Below are 18,884 nucleotides of genomic sequence, written 5' to 3'. Positions count from 1 at the left end.
TGATGTAATACTACGCGGGCGCAGCATGCACAATATGCCGTGCCAAGGCTGAATAGGTGGGCTTTTTGACACGAGGTGTCCAGTAAATGTTACAAAATAATTCTCATAATTTTTCTGCCTTGTGAAAACTCGATTGTAAAAACGGTCAAAATGCGGGGGGTAAATATTTGCCCTTTCCTTTCGCGAAGGTTTTCGCCTCATATCAAGGGCATGTCACATTCCGTTGAAAACGTCGTCATCATCGGCACCGGGTGCGCGGGCCTCACCGCCGCCATTTACACGGGGCGCGCCAATCTCTCCCCGCTCGTCCTCGAGGGCGGGCAGCCGGGCGGACAGCTCACAACGACATCGGAGGTGGAGAACTTTCCCGGATTTCCGCAGGGCGTGGACGGCTTTCAGCTCATGGACAACCTGCGCCAGCAGGCGGCGAAGTTTTCGGCGCGTTTCGAGACGGGCCGCGTGGTGTCGGTTGATTTTGCCTCAACCCCGCTGAAATTGCGCACCGAGGAGCGCGAGATTTTGGCGAAGGCGGTCATCATCGCGACCGGCGCCGCGCCGCGCATGACGGGTGTTCCCGGGGAAAAGGAGCTTTATGGCGGCAAGGGCGTGTCGACCTGCGCCACGTGCGACGGCGCGTTTTACCGCGGCATGGACATTGCGGTGATCGGCGGCGGCGACAGCGCGTGCGAGGAGGCGCTTTTTCTGACGCGCTTCGCGAGCAAGGTTTACCTCGTGCACCGGCGCGACGCGTTGCGCGCGTCGAAGATCATGGCCGAGCGCACCGTGGCGCATCCGAAGATCGAGATGGTTTGGAACAGCGTGCCGGTGGCCGTCGAGGGCGTGGCTGAGGGCGCGGTCAGCGGCCTGCGCGTTCGCAATGTGAACAACGACGTCGAGAGCGTGCTTCCAATCAAGGGGCTGTTTGTCGCGATCGGCCACGAGCCGAACACCGCGCCGTTTGCCGACGCGCTCGTGACCGACGGGCAAGGTTACCTGAAACCCGCCGCCGGCTCGCAAGTGCGCACGCACATCCCCGGCGTTTATGTGGCGGGGGATTGCGCCGATCATGTTTACCGGCAGGCCATCACGGCCGCGGGCATGGGTTGCCAGGCTGCGATCGAGGTCGAGCGCTGGCTCGCCGAAAACGAAAACTGAGCCGGTAAATCCGGCCGCGATAAAACTTTTTCTACAAAATATGTCTCACGAAGTGAACGACAACAACGCTCCGGCATCCGCCGGTGACGCACAAACCACGGAGACGCCCGAACAGGCGTTGCGCAATTCGCTCAAACGCTGCTCGCCCGCGACGGTTGAGGCGGCGATTAAGTTTCAGTCCTCGCGCGAGCCCTCGCTCGTGCCGGCGATCGTAATCGGCATCATCGAGCGTTACGCCGAGCCCGACCTGCGTCCGAAGCTCCGCGAAAACACCGACGACGTGCGCCTTGTCGATGATCTCGGCATTGATTCGCTTACGATGATGGAGATCGTGATCCTGACCGAGGAAGTGCTTCAGGTGCAGATTCAAAACGACGAGTTGCGCAACTTGCGCACGGTTGGCGACGTGAAGATTTTCATTGATTGCAAGCTCCGCGGGCTGCCCCTGCCAAAACCCACGCGCTTTTTTCCCATCGAGCAAATCGCCGCCGTCATGCCGATGCAGCCGCCCTTCCTTTTTCTCAACGAGGCCTCGGTCGGCAACTCGGGCGCGCAGGGCAAATACCAGATCACCGGCGAGGAGTTTTTCCTTCAGGGCCATTTCAAGGACAATCCCGTCATGCCCGCGTCGTTGATGCTCGAGGCGCTCGGCCAGCTCGCCGTGTTCGCGATTATCGAGGGCGTGCTTCCCGCCGAGCCGGGCAATGAGGACAAGCCCATCGACCCAAAGACAATCTACTTCACCTCGTGCGACGGCGTGCGCTGCCACCGCGTTTGCAAACCCGGCGACCTGCTCACGCTTTCGGTAAAGCCAAAACGCGTGCACATGCCCCTCGCCACATTTGAGGGCTCCATCCGCGTCGGTCAGGAAAAAGCCGTGATTGCCGAGGAAATCACGCTTACCTTTGGTTATGCCGAGCCGGCGCCGGAAGTGACGGAAACACCGGAAGTTGGGGAGACAAAATAGAAGCGGATCTTTTGCGTTGTTTAAAAAAACGTAAAAACTCAGGCGGCCGGAATGGCCGCCGCCACTATTTTTTTGCCACCACATGAAATGCCGTGTGTCTTTGTCCGTTTCCACTCATGTCCAAAGTTTTTATCACCGGCCTCGGCTTTATCACCAGCATTGGCAATGACGCGGCAAGCGTCAGCCAAAGCTTGCGCGAGTTGAAACATGGGATGGCGCTTTATCCGCCGTTCCAGCGGCCGGATTGCCCCGTTAAGGTGGCCGCGCCCATCAAGGATTTCAGCACCGATTCCTTTGATCCCGAGGACTGGACGTATCCCGACCGTTATCATCCGCGTCGCGACACGCTTCGCAGCATGGGGCCAAACGCCTTTTACGGCTGGTGCGCCATGCAGCAGGCGGTCGAGGATGCGCGGCTTTCCGAAGCCGACACTTCCAATGAGGACACCGGCCTCTATGCGGCGTCGGGCGGCACCCCCGGAATGCTCGGCCATTTGTTGCACCGCATGCACACGCAGGGCGTCATGCGCTGTCCTCCGCTCGGGATTGTGGCGTCCATCGCCGGCACACTTAATTTCAACCTCGTCGCGCACTACAAGATCAAGGGTGCGTCAACCGGGTTTTCGTCGGCGTGCGCGTCGTCGTCGCACGCGCTTGGGTTTGCCTTTGATGAAATCTCGCGCGGCCGCCAGAAACGCATGTTTGTCGTTGGCGCGGAGGACGGCAACATGGACGCGATCCTGCCGTTCGCCGGCATGCGCACGCTTTCGCAGCAAACCGATCCCGCCAAGGCCTCGCGTCCGTTCGATGCCGCGCGCGATGGATTTGTGGGCACGGGCGGGGCGACGGCGCTTGTGCTCGAAAGCCAGGAGGAAGTGTTTCGCCGCGGCGCCACGCCCTATTGCGAAGTTTCCGGCTGGGGGCAGGCGTCCGACGGCCACAATGTCGCCATTTCGCATCCCGACGGCTCCGGGCTCGCTGCCGCCATCCGGCATGCGCTTCGCTTCACGGCGCTCAATCCCGCCGATATCGATTACATCAACGCGCACGCCACCTCGACGACCATCGGCGACCTTTCCGAGGCGAAGGCGATTCGCTCGGTATTCGGCGAAGCGGGGGCGCGTCCGCTTGTGAGCAGCACCAAGGCGCTCACCGGCCACGGCCTTTCGCTTGCCGGCGCGATGGAAACCGGTTTCTGCGCGCTCGCCCTTCGCGAGGGTTTTATTCCCGGCTCCGCGCACATCACCGAAATCGACCCCGGTTGCGCCGACCTGAACATCATCCAGAAATCGGAAACCAAGCAAGCCACGCACGTGCTCAACAACAGCAGCGGCTTCGGCGGCGCGAACGTGGCGATCGTGTTGAGAAAAGTGTGACGCGGTTTTCCTGTCGTGATGCTTTCCCAAAAATATAAAACAGCCTTCATCACCGGCGCGTCTTCCGGGATCGGGCGCGCCATCGCCGAAATGCTTCTCGCCGAGGGCGTGCGCGTGTGGGGCACCGCGCGCGACACCGCGCGCCTCGCGCCGCTTGCGCAAAAACATCCCGGCGCCTTCACGCCCGTCGCGCTTGATCTCGATGATTCCGATGCCGCGATGGCGGCGCTGGAAAAGGCCGCCTGCAATGCGGGCGCGACCGGCACGACGGCCGACGCGCTCGGTTTGACGCGCTCTTTCGACATCGTCATCAACAACGCCGGATATGGCGCGTTCGCGCCCTTTGCCTCCGTGGATTTTTCGCTTTGGCAAAAGCAGCTCGACGCCATGCTCGCCACGACGGCCCGCCTGGCGCAGACGGCGTTTCGCGCCATGCAGGCGCGCAGACGCGGCTGCCTCGTCAACATCTCCTCGCTGGTTGTCGATTTTCCGCTTCCCTACATGAGCGGCTACAACATGGCCAAGGCCGGTCTTTCCGCGCTCAGCGCCAGCCTTGCGTTTGAGGCGCGCGGCACCCCGGTGTGCGTGATCGATTTCCGGCCCGGTGATTATCGCACTTCGTTTAACCACGTCATGCAGCCCGCGTCCGGGAATCCCGCCGGGGTCGCGCAAGACGAGCGCGTGGCTTCCGTGTGGAAGACCGTTGACGCGCAGTTCAACGCCGCGCCGTTGCCCGAACGCGCCGCGCGCGACCTTCGCCGCGCGCTTCGTCGCGGACGTTCCGGCACCGTGCGCTCCGGCACGTTTTTCCAAGCCAGGCTCGCGCCGCTGGGCGCGCGTTTGTTGCCCGGGCGGTTGCTGCGTGCAATCGCCGCGCATTATTTTGGAGACCGATGAGCGACATGCCCGCACAGCCTTCCTCCGAAAAATTCCGCATTCTCGTGCTCACATCGAGCACCGGCGGCGGGCACGACGCGCGCGCGCAGGCTTTTGCGGAATGGTGCTACCAGCTGTATCCCGGCCATGTCGATGTGCGCATCGAGCAAATGCTCGAAAAATCCTCAATGCTCAACCGGGGCGGCGTCAGTTTTTATAACTGGATACAGAAAAAAATCCCGCTTCTGCACACGGCGTTCTTTGGTTTTGTGGAAATTTACGGCCGGCTCAACAACCACAGCGTCGTGCTTGGCCGCGGTTATTACAGGAATGTGCTTTGCGAATACCGCCCGCATCTTGTGCTCAGCGTGCACGACTGCCTGAACCGCGGTTATTTCCAGCTTGCGCGCAAGTTGCTCGGCCACGAACGCGTGCGCTGTGCCACGTATTGCGGCGAGTTTTCCGGCGGCTGGGGATACAGCCGCAACTGGGTGGAGCCCACGGTTGACCTTTACATTTCGCGCACGGAAACCGCCAACGACTATGCGGTTAAAAAACTCGGCATGGCCGGGAATCGCACGCTCGTGCGCGGCCACTTCATGCGGCCAAGCGCGCATCTCGAGCAGATTGACGCGGACCAGCGCGCCATTTCGCGGAAAAGACGCTACGGGTTGAGTCCCGATGTGTTTACCGTGTTTCTCGCCACCGGCAGCAATGGCGCTAACAATCATTTCGAGCTCCTGCCCGCGCTCGTGAAGCATCGTGATCGCTGCCAGGCCATCATTATTTGCGGACACAATCGCGACGTGTATAATGACCTCATGCGCTGGCGTGCTGAGAATCCCGAATTTCGTTGTCATATAGAAGGTTACTCGGAATCGGTGCATTTGCTCATACAGGCGGCCGACGCGATTGTTACTCGCGGCGGCACGACCACCTGCGCGCAAGCGTTGCATTATTCCTGCCCGATTATTTTTAATGGCTTCGGCGGAGTCATGCCGCAGGAAAAACTCACGTTGAAGTATTTCCGCAACACCGCCGGCAGCAGCATTATTCGCAACGCGGATGATTTTGCGGAGATCATCGACCAATGGATGACCTCACCGGCAACCTATCGCACTTATAGTGAAAACTTTGCCAATGCGCGATACGAGGAGGATCCCGCGCGTGTGATCGACGAACTTGTCGCGCTCGCCCGCGAGGCCGCCCCGCATTTGCCCGAACCGCTACGCCAGCCTTTCCCTCCGGTCAATGGCCACGGTTTTTGCGCAAAAGTGAAGTGAGCGTCTTGGATACCAAGCGTTGATTGGCGTCCGTGCTCCCACATGCGGGGAACGATCCGATTCTTGGGTTAAAGCTCGCCCAGTCATGCACATTTAATGTGTTTAAAAATAATGGGAGATAATAATTTTTTTGTGAAAAACGGTCTTCCAATGAGACACTTTTTCCTCCAGCCCTATAGGCTTATCACTGATTAATTGCATTAACAACCACTGAAGAGATCCGTTCACCAGAATTATTCCACACTAATTTCATCATATTTACTCAAGGCGTGGTGCGCTGAAAGCACTGCGAAAATATCATGCAGAACCAAACTTACGGTATCGCGTGGCGCTCTATTTGCGTCCGCAAACGAAACATCTTTTTTGTAATTCCGCTTCTGGCGGTCCTCACGCTGTCAGTGTCGGCCCAGCCCGTTTCCATTCCGAACGGAACCAGCTACGGCAGCTATTCGATCGATAGCGGCGGCGACTACACGCTGTCCGGCACGCGCATCGCCACGGATCAGGGTAGCGCGGGTATTTGGTTCAACGGGCCCGCCGCCAACCTCACCATCGAGACCGACGCCTACGTGAGGGGCGGGAATGCCGGCGTGAGCATGACCGGCGGCAGCACGCTCATCAACATGGGCACGATTAGCGGCACCAGAAACTATATCTCCAACAATGAGGGCGCCGTGGTCGGCAGGGGCGCCGTGACGATCACCAACAAATCCACGGGTGTCATTTCGAGCACCAACCGCGGCATTGCCGTGGATGGCGGCACCGCGATCATCACCAACGACGAGGGCGGTCTCATTCAGGGCGGCTATCGCGGCATCCAGCTCAACGCCGGCGGTGAAATCACGAACTCCGGCAGCATTATCGCAAAGAGCAACCACGGCATTGAAACCAATTACGTCTCGGTGCTCGTCACCAACAGCACCAGCGGCCTCATCCAAGGCAACGCCGACGGCTTGCACATGGGCGCGGGCGGCACCGTTGCCAACTCCGGCACGATCAACGGCGGCAGCCGCGGCCTCTATTCGGGCAGTATTGCGAAAGTAACAAACGAAACCGGCGCGCGCATTGAGGGCCGGACCAGCGGCGTGGTCTTGGACAAAGGCGGCGAAATGGAAAACCGCGGCACGATCAGCGGCACGACGGACTACGCAGTCCGCATAAACTCGGGCGAGGGCCGGGTCACAAATTACGAAGGCGCCACGATCAACGGCGGCGTTTACGCCGGCGGCACCACGGCCGTCGTGAACAACGGAAACATTGCCGGCAACCGGGGCGTTTACCTGTCCTCGAACTCCACCCTTTCGGGAACCGGGGCCATCGACGTGAGCGGCATCGCCCTGACCGCGGAAAACGGAATCTCGCACACCAACGGGGCCGACAACCTGCTTCGCGGTGGCGCGATGGGCGTGTCTTTTCTGGGCGGCGGCACTCTGACAAATTCCGGCACTGTTATCGGAACCAACGGAACCGGCTTCCAGGCGCAAGGCTCCGTGCTCGTTACCAACACAAACAACGCCATCATCCAAGGCGGCCAGCGCGGCGCGACACTCAACGCCGGCGGCACCGTCGCCAACTCCGGCACGATCATCGGCACGAGCGACCATGGCATTTATGCGGGCGGCGGCGCGACCATTACCAACGACGAAAACAGCCTCATCCAAGGCGGCGCCGCGGGAATCGTGCTGGTATCGGGTGGCACCATTTCAAATGAAGGCACCATCCAGGGCAGCGCCAACTACGGCGTCTCCGTGGGCGCGGGCAGTGCCAAGGTCACCAATCACGCCAGCGGCACAATCATTGGCGGCATCAACGCTGCCGGCGCCGTCGAAGTGATTAACGACGGTGCGATCATCGGCAACCGGGGCGTTTACCTGAGCGCGGCCTCCTCGCTCTCGGGCACGGGCAGTATCGATGTGAGCGGCACCGCGTTGACCATTGCCAGCACCGGCGTGCACACCAACGCCGCGGGATTGCGCATCAAGGGCGGCGACACCGGCGTGCATTTCGAGGGCTCGGGTTCGCTCGGCAACGCCGGCGTCATCGAAGGCACGGCGGGCACGGGCGTGTCCGCAATCGGATTGGTTTCGATCACAAACGAGAGCGCCGCGTCCATAACAGGCGGCGCCCGTGGCGTGTCCTTGAACCAAGGCGGCACCGTCGCCAACTCCGGCACGATCATCGGCACGAACGACCACGGCATTTATGCGGGCGGTGCCGCGACCATCACCAATGACAGCGACAGCCTGATCAAGGGCGGCGGCAACGGCGTCGAGCTGGCCGCCGGCGGCACGGTGACCAATTCCGGCAGCCTCATCGGCGCAAACCTCGCCATTCATGGCGGCGGCAACGGCGGCGCAACGATCATCACCAACACTGACGACGGCCTCATTCAGGGCGATTTCCGCGGCATCCAGCTCGACCGCGGAGGCGAAATTACCAACTCCGGCAGCATCGTTGGAAAGGGCAACCACGGCATCGAAATCAATTACGTCTCGGTGCTCGTCACCAACAGCGCCAGCGGCCTCATCCAAGGCGCCGCCGACGGCCTGAACATGGGCGCGGGCGGCACTGTCGCCAACTCCGGCACGATCATCAGCGCAAACGCCCTCGGCGTTTATGCGAACGCCGCCGCGCTCATCACCAACGACGAGCACGGCCTCATCCAGGGCGGCTACCGCGGCGTCCAGCTCAACGCCGGCGGCGAAATCACGAACTCCGGCAGCATCGTCGGCCAGAGCAATCACGGCATCGAAACCAATTACGTCGCAGTGCTTGTCACCAACAGCACAGGCGGCGTCATCCAAGGCAACGCCGACGGCCTGCACATGGGCGCGGGCGGCACCGTCGCCAACTCCGGCACGATCATCGGCGCAAACCTCGGTTTCTATTCGGGTGCCACCGTGATTCTCGGCAACAATGAAAACGGCCTCATCCAAGGCGGCGACTATGGCATCTATGTGGATAGCGGCGCCGCTGACGATTCGGGCACCGTCTCAAATGCCGGCGTCATCAAGGGCGACAGCGGGATTGGCATTCAATCAAACGACGGCACCATTTTCATTTCCAACACAACCACCGGATTTATCCAAGGTCACGACTTCGGCGTTTTCATAAAAGGCGGCACGGTCACCAATTCCGGCACGATCGAGGGTGTGGGTTACAGCGGCATCCAATCCTCCATCGCCGACACGCACATCATCAACGAGGAAACAGGCCTGGTTAAGGGCGTCACGTTTGGCATCTTCATGAACGGCGGCACGCTTGCCAACTCGGGCACGATCAAAGGCACGGGCGCCGACGGCAAGGGCGCGGAATCATCACACAGCGTGCGCATCACCAACACCGGCCTGATCGAGGGCGTTGAAACCGGCGTGTATCTGCTCGCGGGCGGCACGGTCACAAACGACGGCGTCATCACCGGCGGCACCGGCTACGGCGTGGTCGTGAATGTGAACGCCGCGGAAATCACCAACAGCGCCACCGCCATCATCAACGAGGGTGTTTACGCCGGCGGCACCACGCGCGTGATAAACGACGGCGCCATCCTCGGCCACAAAGGCGTCCACCTCGCCGCGGCCTCCTCTCTCACCGGCACCGGTTACGTCAATGTCACCGGCACCGCGCTCATCGCGGAGGACGCCGTCGCGCACACCAACGACACCATGAACCTGCTCCACGGCGACATCGTCGGCGTGCATTTCCTCGGCTCCGGCACGCTCACCAACTCCGGCACCATCGAAGGCGCGAGCGACACCGGCGTGTATGCGGCGGGCCAGGTGCTCGTCACCAACACGACCGGCGGCATCATCACCGGCCCCGTTTACGCAATCAACCTCGCCGCCGACGCCGCCAACGAGGTCCGCCTCTGGAACAGCGGCACGCTCGCGGGCAACCTCGGCATCGCGGGAACAAACTCGCGACTCACCCTCATCAGCAACGACACGCTCAACGCGCAACGTTACGCCGACGCCGTCACCGGCAGCACCACCTTCACCGGCACCCTCGTCAAGCAAGGCGCGGGCACTTGGATCATCGACACCGCACCCGGCGCGGGCATGGAGCAAGCCGCCACGCTCGTCCAGTCCGGCACGCTCGTCGTCGATTGGGACGCGCACCAACTCAACGCCGCCAACAACGCCGAAATCGGCATCGACGCCGGCGCGACATTGCAAATCTCCACCACCTCCAACGCGACCACGACCCTCACCAACCCCCTCGCCGGCGCCGGTTACGTTGACCTCCACAGCACCGCCACCGATCCCGGAGCCACCTTCGGCCTTCAACCCTTCAGTCCTTCAGCCCTTGGTTTCACCGGCACGGTCGGCGTCCGCGGCGACTCGCAACTCACATACTTCCGTTTCGACGACGACGCGGAAAACGCCCTTGCCGACGCCACGCTGCGCCTCGGTCAAAACTCCGAAACCACGCTCGACAAAGATCGCGCCATCGGCGGCTTCGATCTCTTCTCGGGCATGTTCTTCGTGAGCGCCACCACGACAGGCACCACGGTCGAACCGCACACGCTCACCGTCACCGGCACGCTGCACGGCACCAGCGGCACAATCGGCGTGCACACCGACGTGCTCGGCGGACTCGACCTCCCGAAACCGCCCGGCACAGGCGGACTCACCGGCCACATTTTCGATGTGGACGCGCTCAACGACAGCGCGCTCAACAGCAAGGTCATCGTCTCCGCCACCGAGTCCACCATCATCGGCGGCGCCTCATTCGACCTCGTTGACAGCAATACCAATGCCCTCGGCCAAAACTCGACGGTCGATTTCTACAACGCCGCCGGAGACACCATCGTCGGCAAAACCCACTACGGCTACAAAGCCACGCACGCCAGCGGCACCGGCATCGTGCTCGACTACGGCCTCACTGAAATCGAAAGCACGCACACCGATCTCCTCGTCGAAATCGACCCAACCGGCTCCTACGACAAAACCCTCAGCGCCAAGCTCAGCGGCGCCGGCGCGGGCTTCGCGTTCAGCGGCACCGAGCAAATCACACTCGCGCAACAAGCCACCTACACCGGCCAGACGCAGCTCATCAACTCCGCCACGCTCAAGGCCGGCGTCGCCAACGTGATCGCCTCCTCCACCAAGGTCACCATCAACGCCTCCACCGCCTTCGACCTCGGCGGCTACGACCAGACATTGCAAAACGTCTCCGGCGCGGGCGACATCCACTTGGGCGACAAAACCCTCGCCATCGCCAACACCGAAACCGCCCTCGAGTTCTCCGGCACGATCGACGGCGCCGGCAACGTGACCCTCACCGACGACAGCGAGTGGACGCTCACCGCCAACAACACCTACACCGGCACGACCACAATCGGCGCCGGCGCGCACCTCCAGCTCGGCACCGGCGCGGGCGGCTCCACCACCGGCATGATCGCCGACGCCAGCTATGTGGACAACTCCGGCACGCTCACCATCAACCGCTCCGACGACATCGTTTACGGCGGCGCCGTTACCGGCTCTGGCATCCTCGTCCAGCGCGGCACCGGCACCACCACCCTCACCGGCGCGAACAACATCGCCGGCGGCATCGTCGTCGAGCAAGGCGCGTTGCAAATCGGCCGGGACGACACCAGCGGCTGGGACGGCGGCGTTATCGCCGCCAACGTCAGCGTCGCGGACACCACCACGCTCATCTTCAACCGCTCCGACCTCGTCACCTACGACGGCGTCATCAGCGGCGCGGGCAACGTCTCCACCATCGGCGGCGGCACCGTTGCATTGACCAAGGCGCAAACCTACACCGGCGAAACCCGCATCGGCGCCAACAGCACGCTGCGCACCGGCGCCACCAACGCCATCCAGACCAGCAGCCGCGTGTTTCTCGACGGCGCGCTCGACCTGCACGACCACGCGCAACAAATCAAAAACCTCACCGGCAACGCGGGCCGCATCCATTACAGCATAAACAACGGCATCGCCACCACCTACACGAACCTGACAATCAGCGGCACGCTCGAAGGCACGACGACCAGCCACATAAACGTGGACCTCGCCAACAAAAACACCGACATGCTGATCGTCCAAGGCGCGACCAGCCTCGCCACCGGCACGCACTACGTCGAGTTCACCCAGACAAACCTCACGCCCATCGACGACGCCACGCGCACCTACGCGCTCAAAGTCGTCGATTACGTCAACGGCGACCCCGTGTTCACCTCCAACATCGTCGAGTCGGGCATGTTCACATTCCAACTCTACAAAGGCGACGGCGGCCTCATCATGCCCGACGAAACCGCCTTCTACCTCTCGGGCGGCGACGCGTTCAGCCGCGCCGGCGACGCGATCCTCTTCACCGCCGGCGTCATGGGCCCTTCCTGGCACTTCGACCTCGACAGCGTGCACAAACGCCTCGGCGACATCTACGCGCACCGCGACCGCGACATCAAAAACGAGGACGAAGGCTCCGTCTGGATGCGCGTCAACAACTACCGCCTCAACGCCAGCTCCGCCCTCGGCGGCAGCGCCTTCGAGCAGGACAGCTACGGAGTCACCGCCGGCGCGGACAAACTCCTGCGCCGCGAAAACGCCACGCTCGCCCTCGGCGGTTTCATCGGCATCTCCCGCCACGACCGCACCTTCGACGACGCGCGCAACCAATACGGCGACGGCAACAGCAACACCGTTGGCGCCGGCCTCTACGCGCTCTGGATGAACGAGCAAAACTGGTTCATCGACGCCGTCCTGCGCTTCGACCGCACCAGCAACGAACTCAACGCCCGCGGAGTGGACGGCTTCGTCTCCCGCGGCAAATACACCAACCTCACCCAAGGCGCGTCGGTCGAGTTTGGCCGCCGCCTCGTCCGCCCGTCGATTCAAACGTCGAGCGGCAAACTCCTCACCTTCTGGACCGAGCCCCTCGCGCAAGTCGCCGTGGCCTGGATCAACGGCGCCGATTACACCGTCTCAAACGGCGTGAGCCGCGACCTCGAAGTCCAAGTCGGCGATTCCGACGCGTGGCAATACCGCCTGCAAGTGCGCACCGGCGCGAACTACGGACAATGGATGCCGTATCTGAAGTTTGGCGCCGTGAAAACCGACACCAACGGAGGCGAGGTCACGGTGGACGACCGCGAGTATCAACCCTGGTTCGACGGCTGGCGCACGGAGCTCGGCCTCGGCGTCGCCTATCAAATCAATGAAAACGGCCAGTTGTATTTCGATTATGAATACAACAAAGCCCAGCGTTACGAGCGCCCCTGGGCCGTCAACCTCGGCTACCGCCGCGCCTGGTAAGAAGGCCAACCAAGGCCAACCCGGACAACACAAGGGCGCGTTCCAAAAAGAACGCGCCCTTGCTGTTGCCGGACCGGATCAAAAGGCCCGAATTTTTCCTGCCGCGCCGCTTCAATTTCCCCTTGCGCGCCGCTTCTCACCCGTTGCTATGGCACCCCTCTTTTTTTGATTTTTTCACTCTTCACCATTCACTCTTCACACTTTTCCTGATGTCCACGCCCAATGCCGAACACGTCCTGCGCATCGCGCAGGAGCTCAATCTAAAAGTCCACCAAATCGCCACCACGGCGCAGCTCTTCTCCGAGGGCGCGACGGTCCCCTTCATCGCCCGCTACCGCAAGGAGGCTACCGGCGAACTCGACGAGGTCCAGATCACCGCCATCCGCGACCGCCTCGAACAACTCGCCGCGCTCGACGAACGTCGCGCCTCCATCACCGCCTCGCTCAAGGAACGCAACCTCCTCACCGACGAGCTTGCCAAAAAAATCGCAGCCGCCGAAACCCTCAACGCCCTCGAGGACATCTACCTGCCCTTCCGTCCCAAAAAACGCACCCGCGCCACCATCGCGAAGGAAAAGGGCCTCGAGCCCCTCGCCGACCTGCTCCAAGCACAAGACCCCGCCACCGACGCCGAGGCGGAGGCCGCCGCGTATTCAGGACGTGAATACACGCCCGACGACGGCAAGAACACGCCCGCAAAAATCAAGGACGTCGCCGAGGCCCTCGCCGGCGCGCGCGATATCATCGCCGAGCGCATCAGCGACGACGCCCCCACCCGGGCCAAACTCCGCGCCCTCTACGCCGCCAGCGCCGTCATCTCCACCAAGGTCATCGGTGGCAAGGAAACCGAGGGCGCGAAATTCAAGGACTACTTCGACTGGAGCGAACCCCTCGCCAAGGCCCCCAGCCACCGCGTCCTCGCCATGCGCCGCGGCGAAAAAGAACTCGTTCTCATGATGCGCGTCACCGCCGACGAAACCGCCGCCCTCGCCGAAATCGAACCACTGCATGTCACCCCCCGAAATCCACATCCTCCGCCAGCGCTCAAGTCCGCCTCGCCCTCGCCGACGCCTACAAGCGCCTCCTCGCCCCCGCGATGGAAACCGAGATGCGCCTCGAATCCAAAAAACGCGCCGACGAAACCGCGATAAAAGTCTTCGCCGAAAACCTCCGCGAACTCCTCCTCGCCTCGCCCCTCGGCCAGAAAAACACCCTCGCCATCGACCCCGGTTTCCGCACCGGCTGCAAAGTCGTCATCCTCGACCGCCAGGGCAAACTCCTCCACAACGACGTCGTTTATCCCGACCAGGGCGCCGCGCGCAATGACGAGGCCGTTGAAAAAATCAAAGGCTTCGTGGACTTCTTCAAAATCGAGGCCATCGCCATCGGCAACGGCACCGCCGGACGCGAAACCGAGGCCTTCATCCGCGACCTCGGCCTCCCGAAAAACATTCCCGTCGTCATGGTCAACGAATCCGGCGCGTCGATCTACTCCGCCAGCGAAGTCGCCCGCGAGGAATTCCCCGACCACGACATCACCGTGCGCGGCGCGGTCTCCATCGGCCGCCGCCTCATGGATCCGCTCGCCGAACTCGTGAAACTCGACCCCAAGTCAATCGGCGTCGGACAATACCAGCACGACGTCGATCAAAACGCCCTCAAACGCTCGCTCGACGACTGTGTCGTCTCCTCCGTCAACGGCGTCGGCGTCGAGGTGAACACCGCTTCGAAACAACTCCTCAGCTACGTCTCCGGCCTCAACGCCAGCATCGCCGCCAACATCGTCGCGCACCGCAACGAAAACGGCCCCTTCAAAACCCGCGCCGAACTCCTCAAAGTCTCGCGCCTCGGCCCCAAGGCCTACGAACAAGCGGCGGGCTTCCTCCGCATTCGCGGCGCGGAAAATCCGCTCGACGCCTCCGCCGTCCACCCCGAGTCGTATCCCATCGTCGAAAAAATGGCCGCCGACCTCGGCGTGACCGTTGCCGACCTGATGCGCGATGAAAAACTCCGCAAAAAAATCGACCTTCAAAAATACGCGACCGACAAAGTCGGCCTCCCCACGCTCACCGACATCCTCGCCGAACTCGCCAAACCCGGACGCGATCCGCGCCAAAAATTCGAAGCCTTCGCCTTTCAGGAAGGCGTGAACAAACCCGAGGATTTGAAACCCGGCATGAAGCTCCCTGGCATCGTGACCAACGTCACCGCCTTCGGTGCCTTCGTCGATGTGGGAGTGCACCAGGACGGCCTCGTTCACGTCAGCCAGCTCGCCGACAACTTTGTGAAAGACCCGGCGGAAGTCGTAAAAGTTTCCCAGCGCGTGATGGTCACGGTGACCGACATCGACCTCGCCCGCAACCGCATCGCCCTCTCCATGCGCTCCAACCCGCAACTAGGCGGAAAGACCGGCGGCCAAGGTAGGGCGGCCTCGCCGAGGCCGCCGCACGGAGGTTCATCCGGCGGAAGCGCCCCGCGCCGCGACTCCACCCAAAGCCTAGGCGGCGACTGGTTCACGGCGGCGCTGAACAAGAAGCGGTAACACTTCGAACAGAACTCATATCTTTCACTTCGTTTTTTCCGCCCGTTTTTCCAAATATGCAGCCGCGCGCCGCGTCCATTCCCCGATCGTGGCCGGCCCATCCCATCTGAATAAAAAGAAACGTCCGCTTAAAAATCGCGGAATATGCTCATCCGTTGCCATGCCCGAGCATATTTCCAGCTCCATTGAAATATCGGCGTTATCCCATCCGTCATATAAAAAATTCCGCGCCAAATCATCCGGAACGTCACTTGGATGCAAAGTCTGCGCGGGCACCTTGAAAACATTCGCTAGCGCATTTCGCGCCGCGATGACATAAACCTCATGCGCAACGGGAGCGCCTACTTGCGATAAAAATGCCCTGTCCGAAAGCGGCTCGCGTGTGCTTGAAAATTTTGCGCGCCGTTTGCGAAGAAGCAGCGCGGCCACGATCATATAAATCGCCGAAAACGAAATGATACAAACCACCGCAATAATGGCTAGTGTCTTTGCCAACCCGGAATTCATCGAATACATTGGCATGTCAGAAATCGGCCATTCATTGGCCGAGGCCCCTTTCCGTTGGTTGTATTGGAACCCGCAATGGCCAGCCATGCGCCAACCGGTAGGTTGCTGATACAGGTCCGCGTCCCGTGCGAAGCGCCAACAATCTATCGAGCCGCTTTGCCGCGGGAATGACCGGACTGAAATCCCCGTCCACAAGTTCGCTAATATGCGGATGCAAGGCCAAAGGCTGCCATGGCAGCGCCGCATACGCGGCCGAAAAATCATTCAACGCTTTTTTTTCCTTTTCCGTTAAATACGCAAACACACCGGGGCTTCGTATTCCAAAAACTAAATCGAACATTCGATAAACATACGCCGAATCGCTGTATTCGGTCATTTGCGCGCGGGTTTCGACCCGATCCGGAATGAGGATCAAGCCGAGCGGCATCCGGGCGGCGCGCAACGTCCCCCAGATTTGCCAGCTTGCGATTGGTTCTGCTTGCATTCGAAACGGCAAGTTAATGACCGCCTCGCCTCGGGCAAGTCTGCGCGACACCGTCCCCTCCAAAAAAATGCGCGCCGCGCTGTTATTCCAGTCTGGTTGCGTGTATTTTGCGGCACCAAGCACAAACAACCCTTGCGGCAGTCCTGATGAAAATCATCCGGGTGATAATGATTTATTCAATGGCGGCAAAACGCGAGCAGCCCACCCAAAGCCTAGGCGGCGACTGGTTCACGGCGGTTCTGAACAAGAAAAAGTAAACCGAACACGCACGCGCAATGTGGCACAGACATTCTTGTCTGTGCCGTTTGAATGTTGCGAATACCGGCACAGACAGGAATGTCTGTGCTACATTTCTCATTCCCCATGGACTTCTTCTCTGCACAAGCACGCGCGCGCAAAAAGACCCGGCAGCTCATCGTCCTGTTTGCCGCGGCGATTGTGTTTTTGGTGGCCCTGAGCTATGCCATTCTCGCCGGGATTCGCGCGGGCTGGCTTTATTATTACGAGCCCGGTTCCGCCTTTCAATTCTGGCAGCCCGGGCTGCTTGCGTTTCTCATCGTCATGACGTGCGGGCTCGTCGGCGGGGCGTCGTGGTGGAAATGGCGGCAACTGAGCAAGGACGGACTGCTCGTGATCAAATCACTCGGCGCGCGATGGGTTTCGCCCGGTTCGGCAAACATCATTGAGCGCCGCCTTGTCAACATCGTCGAGGAAATGGCCATCGCCTCGGGCGTGCCGGCGCCCGCTATTTTTTTGATCGAAAACGAACAGGCCATCAACGCCTTCGCTTGTGGACTCAAACCGCAGGACGCCACCATCGTCGTCACACGCGGCGCGCTCGACCACCTCACGCGCGACGAATTGCAGGGCGTGATTGGTCATGAGTTCAGCCACATCCTCAACAACGACATCCGCATGAACGTCGTGCTCATGGCGGTCGTGCACGGGCTGTTGTTCATGGCGCTCGCCGGCGAGGGCATCTTCAAGGACTGGAATCTGCTCGAGGAATCGCCGTTCTATTTCATGAAGGTGATCGTCGCCATGGTTCGCGTGCCAGTCGGCATAGCCGTGTCTATTTTTGGATACACCGGATATTTCCTGGGCCGCCTGATCATTGCCACGATTTCGAGGCAGCGCGAATACCTCTCGGACGCCGCCGCCGTGCAGTTCACTCGAAGCCCGTCCGGCCTCACCGGCGCGCTGCGCAAGATCGGGCTTTCCGGGGGCGTGGTTGTCACCAGCAAAAACGTGCGCGCGATCCAGCATTTCTTTTTTGTGGACGCATGCCGAAACCACCTCGGCCGCTGGTTCGCCACGCATCCCTACTGGCTGGATCGCGTGCGCGCAATCGACGCGCAAGCCGCGAAGTTTATCGTTTCCGACACCCTGGAGCGCGGACGCCTCGTGACGGATGATTCCGACGAGCGCCCCGCCGTGGCGGGACGGCGCAAAACCGGCTTGCGGTTGAAACAAAAAATCGAAGCGCCCTCGTTCGGCGAGGGCGGTCCCGCCGCAAACATATCCACCGGCGAAAACAAGACGGATCCTGCGGAAAATCGCGCCGCGATGCTGCAGCGCCTGCTTTGCGCGGGCACACCGGAGTCAATCGCCAGGGCGCGCCAATTGCTCGCCTCGATTAACCCGGAACTGCTGGACGCGGCGCATTGTCGCGACACCGTGCCCGCGCTGGTGCTCGGGCTCCTGATTGATCGCGACGAAACCGTGCGGCACATGCAATGGGACGTATTCACTTTTCAAGGAGGCGCGCCGCTTAAAATAATCACGCGCCTCGAACCGGCGCTGCTGAAACTTCCGCTCGAGCACCGCCTGCCGCTCCTGCAACTCGCGCTGCCCACGCTGCGCATGATGCCCGGCCAGGATATCGGGCGATTCTGGCAGGCCGCGGACAAAATCGCCCAATGCGACGGGCGCATCACCGTGTTCGAATACTCGCTGCTCCGCATGGTGCAACGGCACCTTGTTTCGGTTGCCGCGATACCCCTGCGAAAAACAAACAAGGCCTGCGCGCAGCCCTCGGAAATAGGCGCGCATGCCGGTATGGTGCTGTCCATGCTCGCCAACTGCGGCGGCGTGGACGAAGGGACTTCCCGGAAGGCATTCGAGGCGGGAAAATCCAAGCTCGGACGCTTTGCTGTTTTTGCCAAATGGCACAGGCCGCAAACTGACGAAAGCGGAGGCGCCGCAATGATCCAGCAACTTTATCGTCCGCTCGACACCGCGCTCGACCGCCTCGCGACCGCGCCGCTGGAAACCAGGCGCGCGGTGCTTGCCGCCGCTGCCGCCGTGGTGATGGACGACGGAAAGCAGCACATTGAGGAAGTCGAGCTCCTCCGCATGATGTCCGACTCGCTCGGCTGCCCGATGCCACTGGCGTGAAATTGGAAACGACGACACAAGGTAACACAGGCATTCTT

At 61.4% G+C, this 18,884-nt stretch carries 9 protein-coding genes and 1 pseudogene; 8 read left to right on the top strand and 2 right to left on the bottom strand.

The annotated features are described in order from the left end of the window. Window positions 1–210: 210 nt before the first annotated feature. From trxB to CKA38_RS16865, 7 genes and pseudogenes are all read left to right on the top strand, one after another. The gene (trxB, locus tag CKA38_RS04495; protein ID WP_108824424.1) at window positions 211–1,155 is read left to right on the top strand and encodes a thioredoxin-disulfide reductase; all 945 of its coding nucleotides are present in this window, start codon (window positions 211–213) and stop codon (window positions 1,153–1,155) included. A 40-nt stretch (window positions 1,156–1,195) separates the two neighbouring features. Next, window positions 1,196–2,122, top strand: coding sequence for a phosphopantetheine-binding protein (locus CKA38_RS04490; RefSeq protein ID WP_161554724.1), 927 nt, complete (start codon window positions 1,196–1,198; stop codon window positions 2,120–2,122). A 116-nt stretch (window positions 2,123–2,238) separates the two neighbouring features. Then, complete coding sequence (locus CKA38_RS04485) at window positions 2,239–3,498, top strand: beta-ketoacyl-[acyl-carrier-protein] synthase family protein (protein ID WP_108824422.1); 1,260 nt, start codon at window positions 2,239–2,241, stop codon at window positions 3,496–3,498. Window positions 3,499–3,516: 18 nt separating this feature from the next. Beyond that, window positions 3,517–4,395, top strand: coding sequence for an SDR family NAD(P)-dependent oxidoreductase (locus tag CKA38_RS04480; RefSeq protein WP_108824421.1), 879 nt, complete (start codon window positions 3,517–3,519; stop codon window positions 4,393–4,395). Window positions 4,396–4,400: 5 nt separating this feature from the next. Then, window positions 4,401–5,657 (top strand): glycosyltransferase, encoded by a 1,257-nt coding sequence (locus CKA38_RS04475; RefSeq protein WP_108826409.1) that lies wholly within the window; start codon window positions 4,401–4,403, stop codon window positions 5,655–5,657. 299 nt (window positions 5,658–5,956) lie between these two features. After that, on the top strand, window positions 5,957–12,916 hold the full coding sequence (locus tag CKA38_RS16715) for an autotransporter outer membrane beta-barrel domain-containing protein (RefSeq protein ID WP_108824420.1): 6,960 nt from the start codon (window positions 5,957–5,959) through the stop codon (window positions 12,914–12,916). A 209-nt stretch (window positions 12,917–13,125) separates the two neighbouring features. Next, window positions 13,126–15,458: pseudogene (locus CKA38_RS16865) on the top strand (Tex family protein). 24 nt (window positions 15,459–15,482) lie between these two features. Here CKA38_RS16865 and CKA38_RS04460 read toward each other — a convergent pair. Both CKA38_RS04460 and CKA38_RS04455 read right to left on the bottom strand, forming a co-directional pair. Beyond that, window positions 15,483–15,980, bottom strand: a complete 498-nt coding sequence (locus CKA38_RS04460) for a hypothetical protein (protein WP_152032672.1) — start codon at window positions 15,978–15,980, stop codon at window positions 15,483–15,485. 16 nt (window positions 15,981–15,996) lie between these two features. After that, the gene (locus tag CKA38_RS04455) at window positions 15,997–16,449 is read right to left on the bottom strand and encodes a hypothetical protein (protein ID WP_152032671.1); all 453 of its coding nucleotides are present in this window, start codon (window positions 16,447–16,449) and stop codon (window positions 15,997–15,999) included. Between the two features lie 363 nt (window positions 16,450–16,812). Between CKA38_RS04455 and CKA38_RS04450 the strand changes: the two genes are divergently transcribed. Further along, a complete protein-coding gene (locus tag CKA38_RS04450) occupies window positions 16,813–18,846 on the top strand; it encodes a M48 family metalloprotease (protein ID WP_161554722.1) in 2,034 nt (677 codons plus the stop codon). Window positions 18,847–18,884: the final 38 nt, after the last annotated feature.

The organism is Ereboglobus luteus (assembly GCF_003096195.1).
Taxonomy (GTDB): Bacteria; Verrucomicrobiota; Verrucomicrobiia; order Opitutales; family Opitutaceae; genus Ereboglobus; species Ereboglobus luteus.
This window is presented reverse-complemented; position numbering and strand designations above follow the sequence as displayed.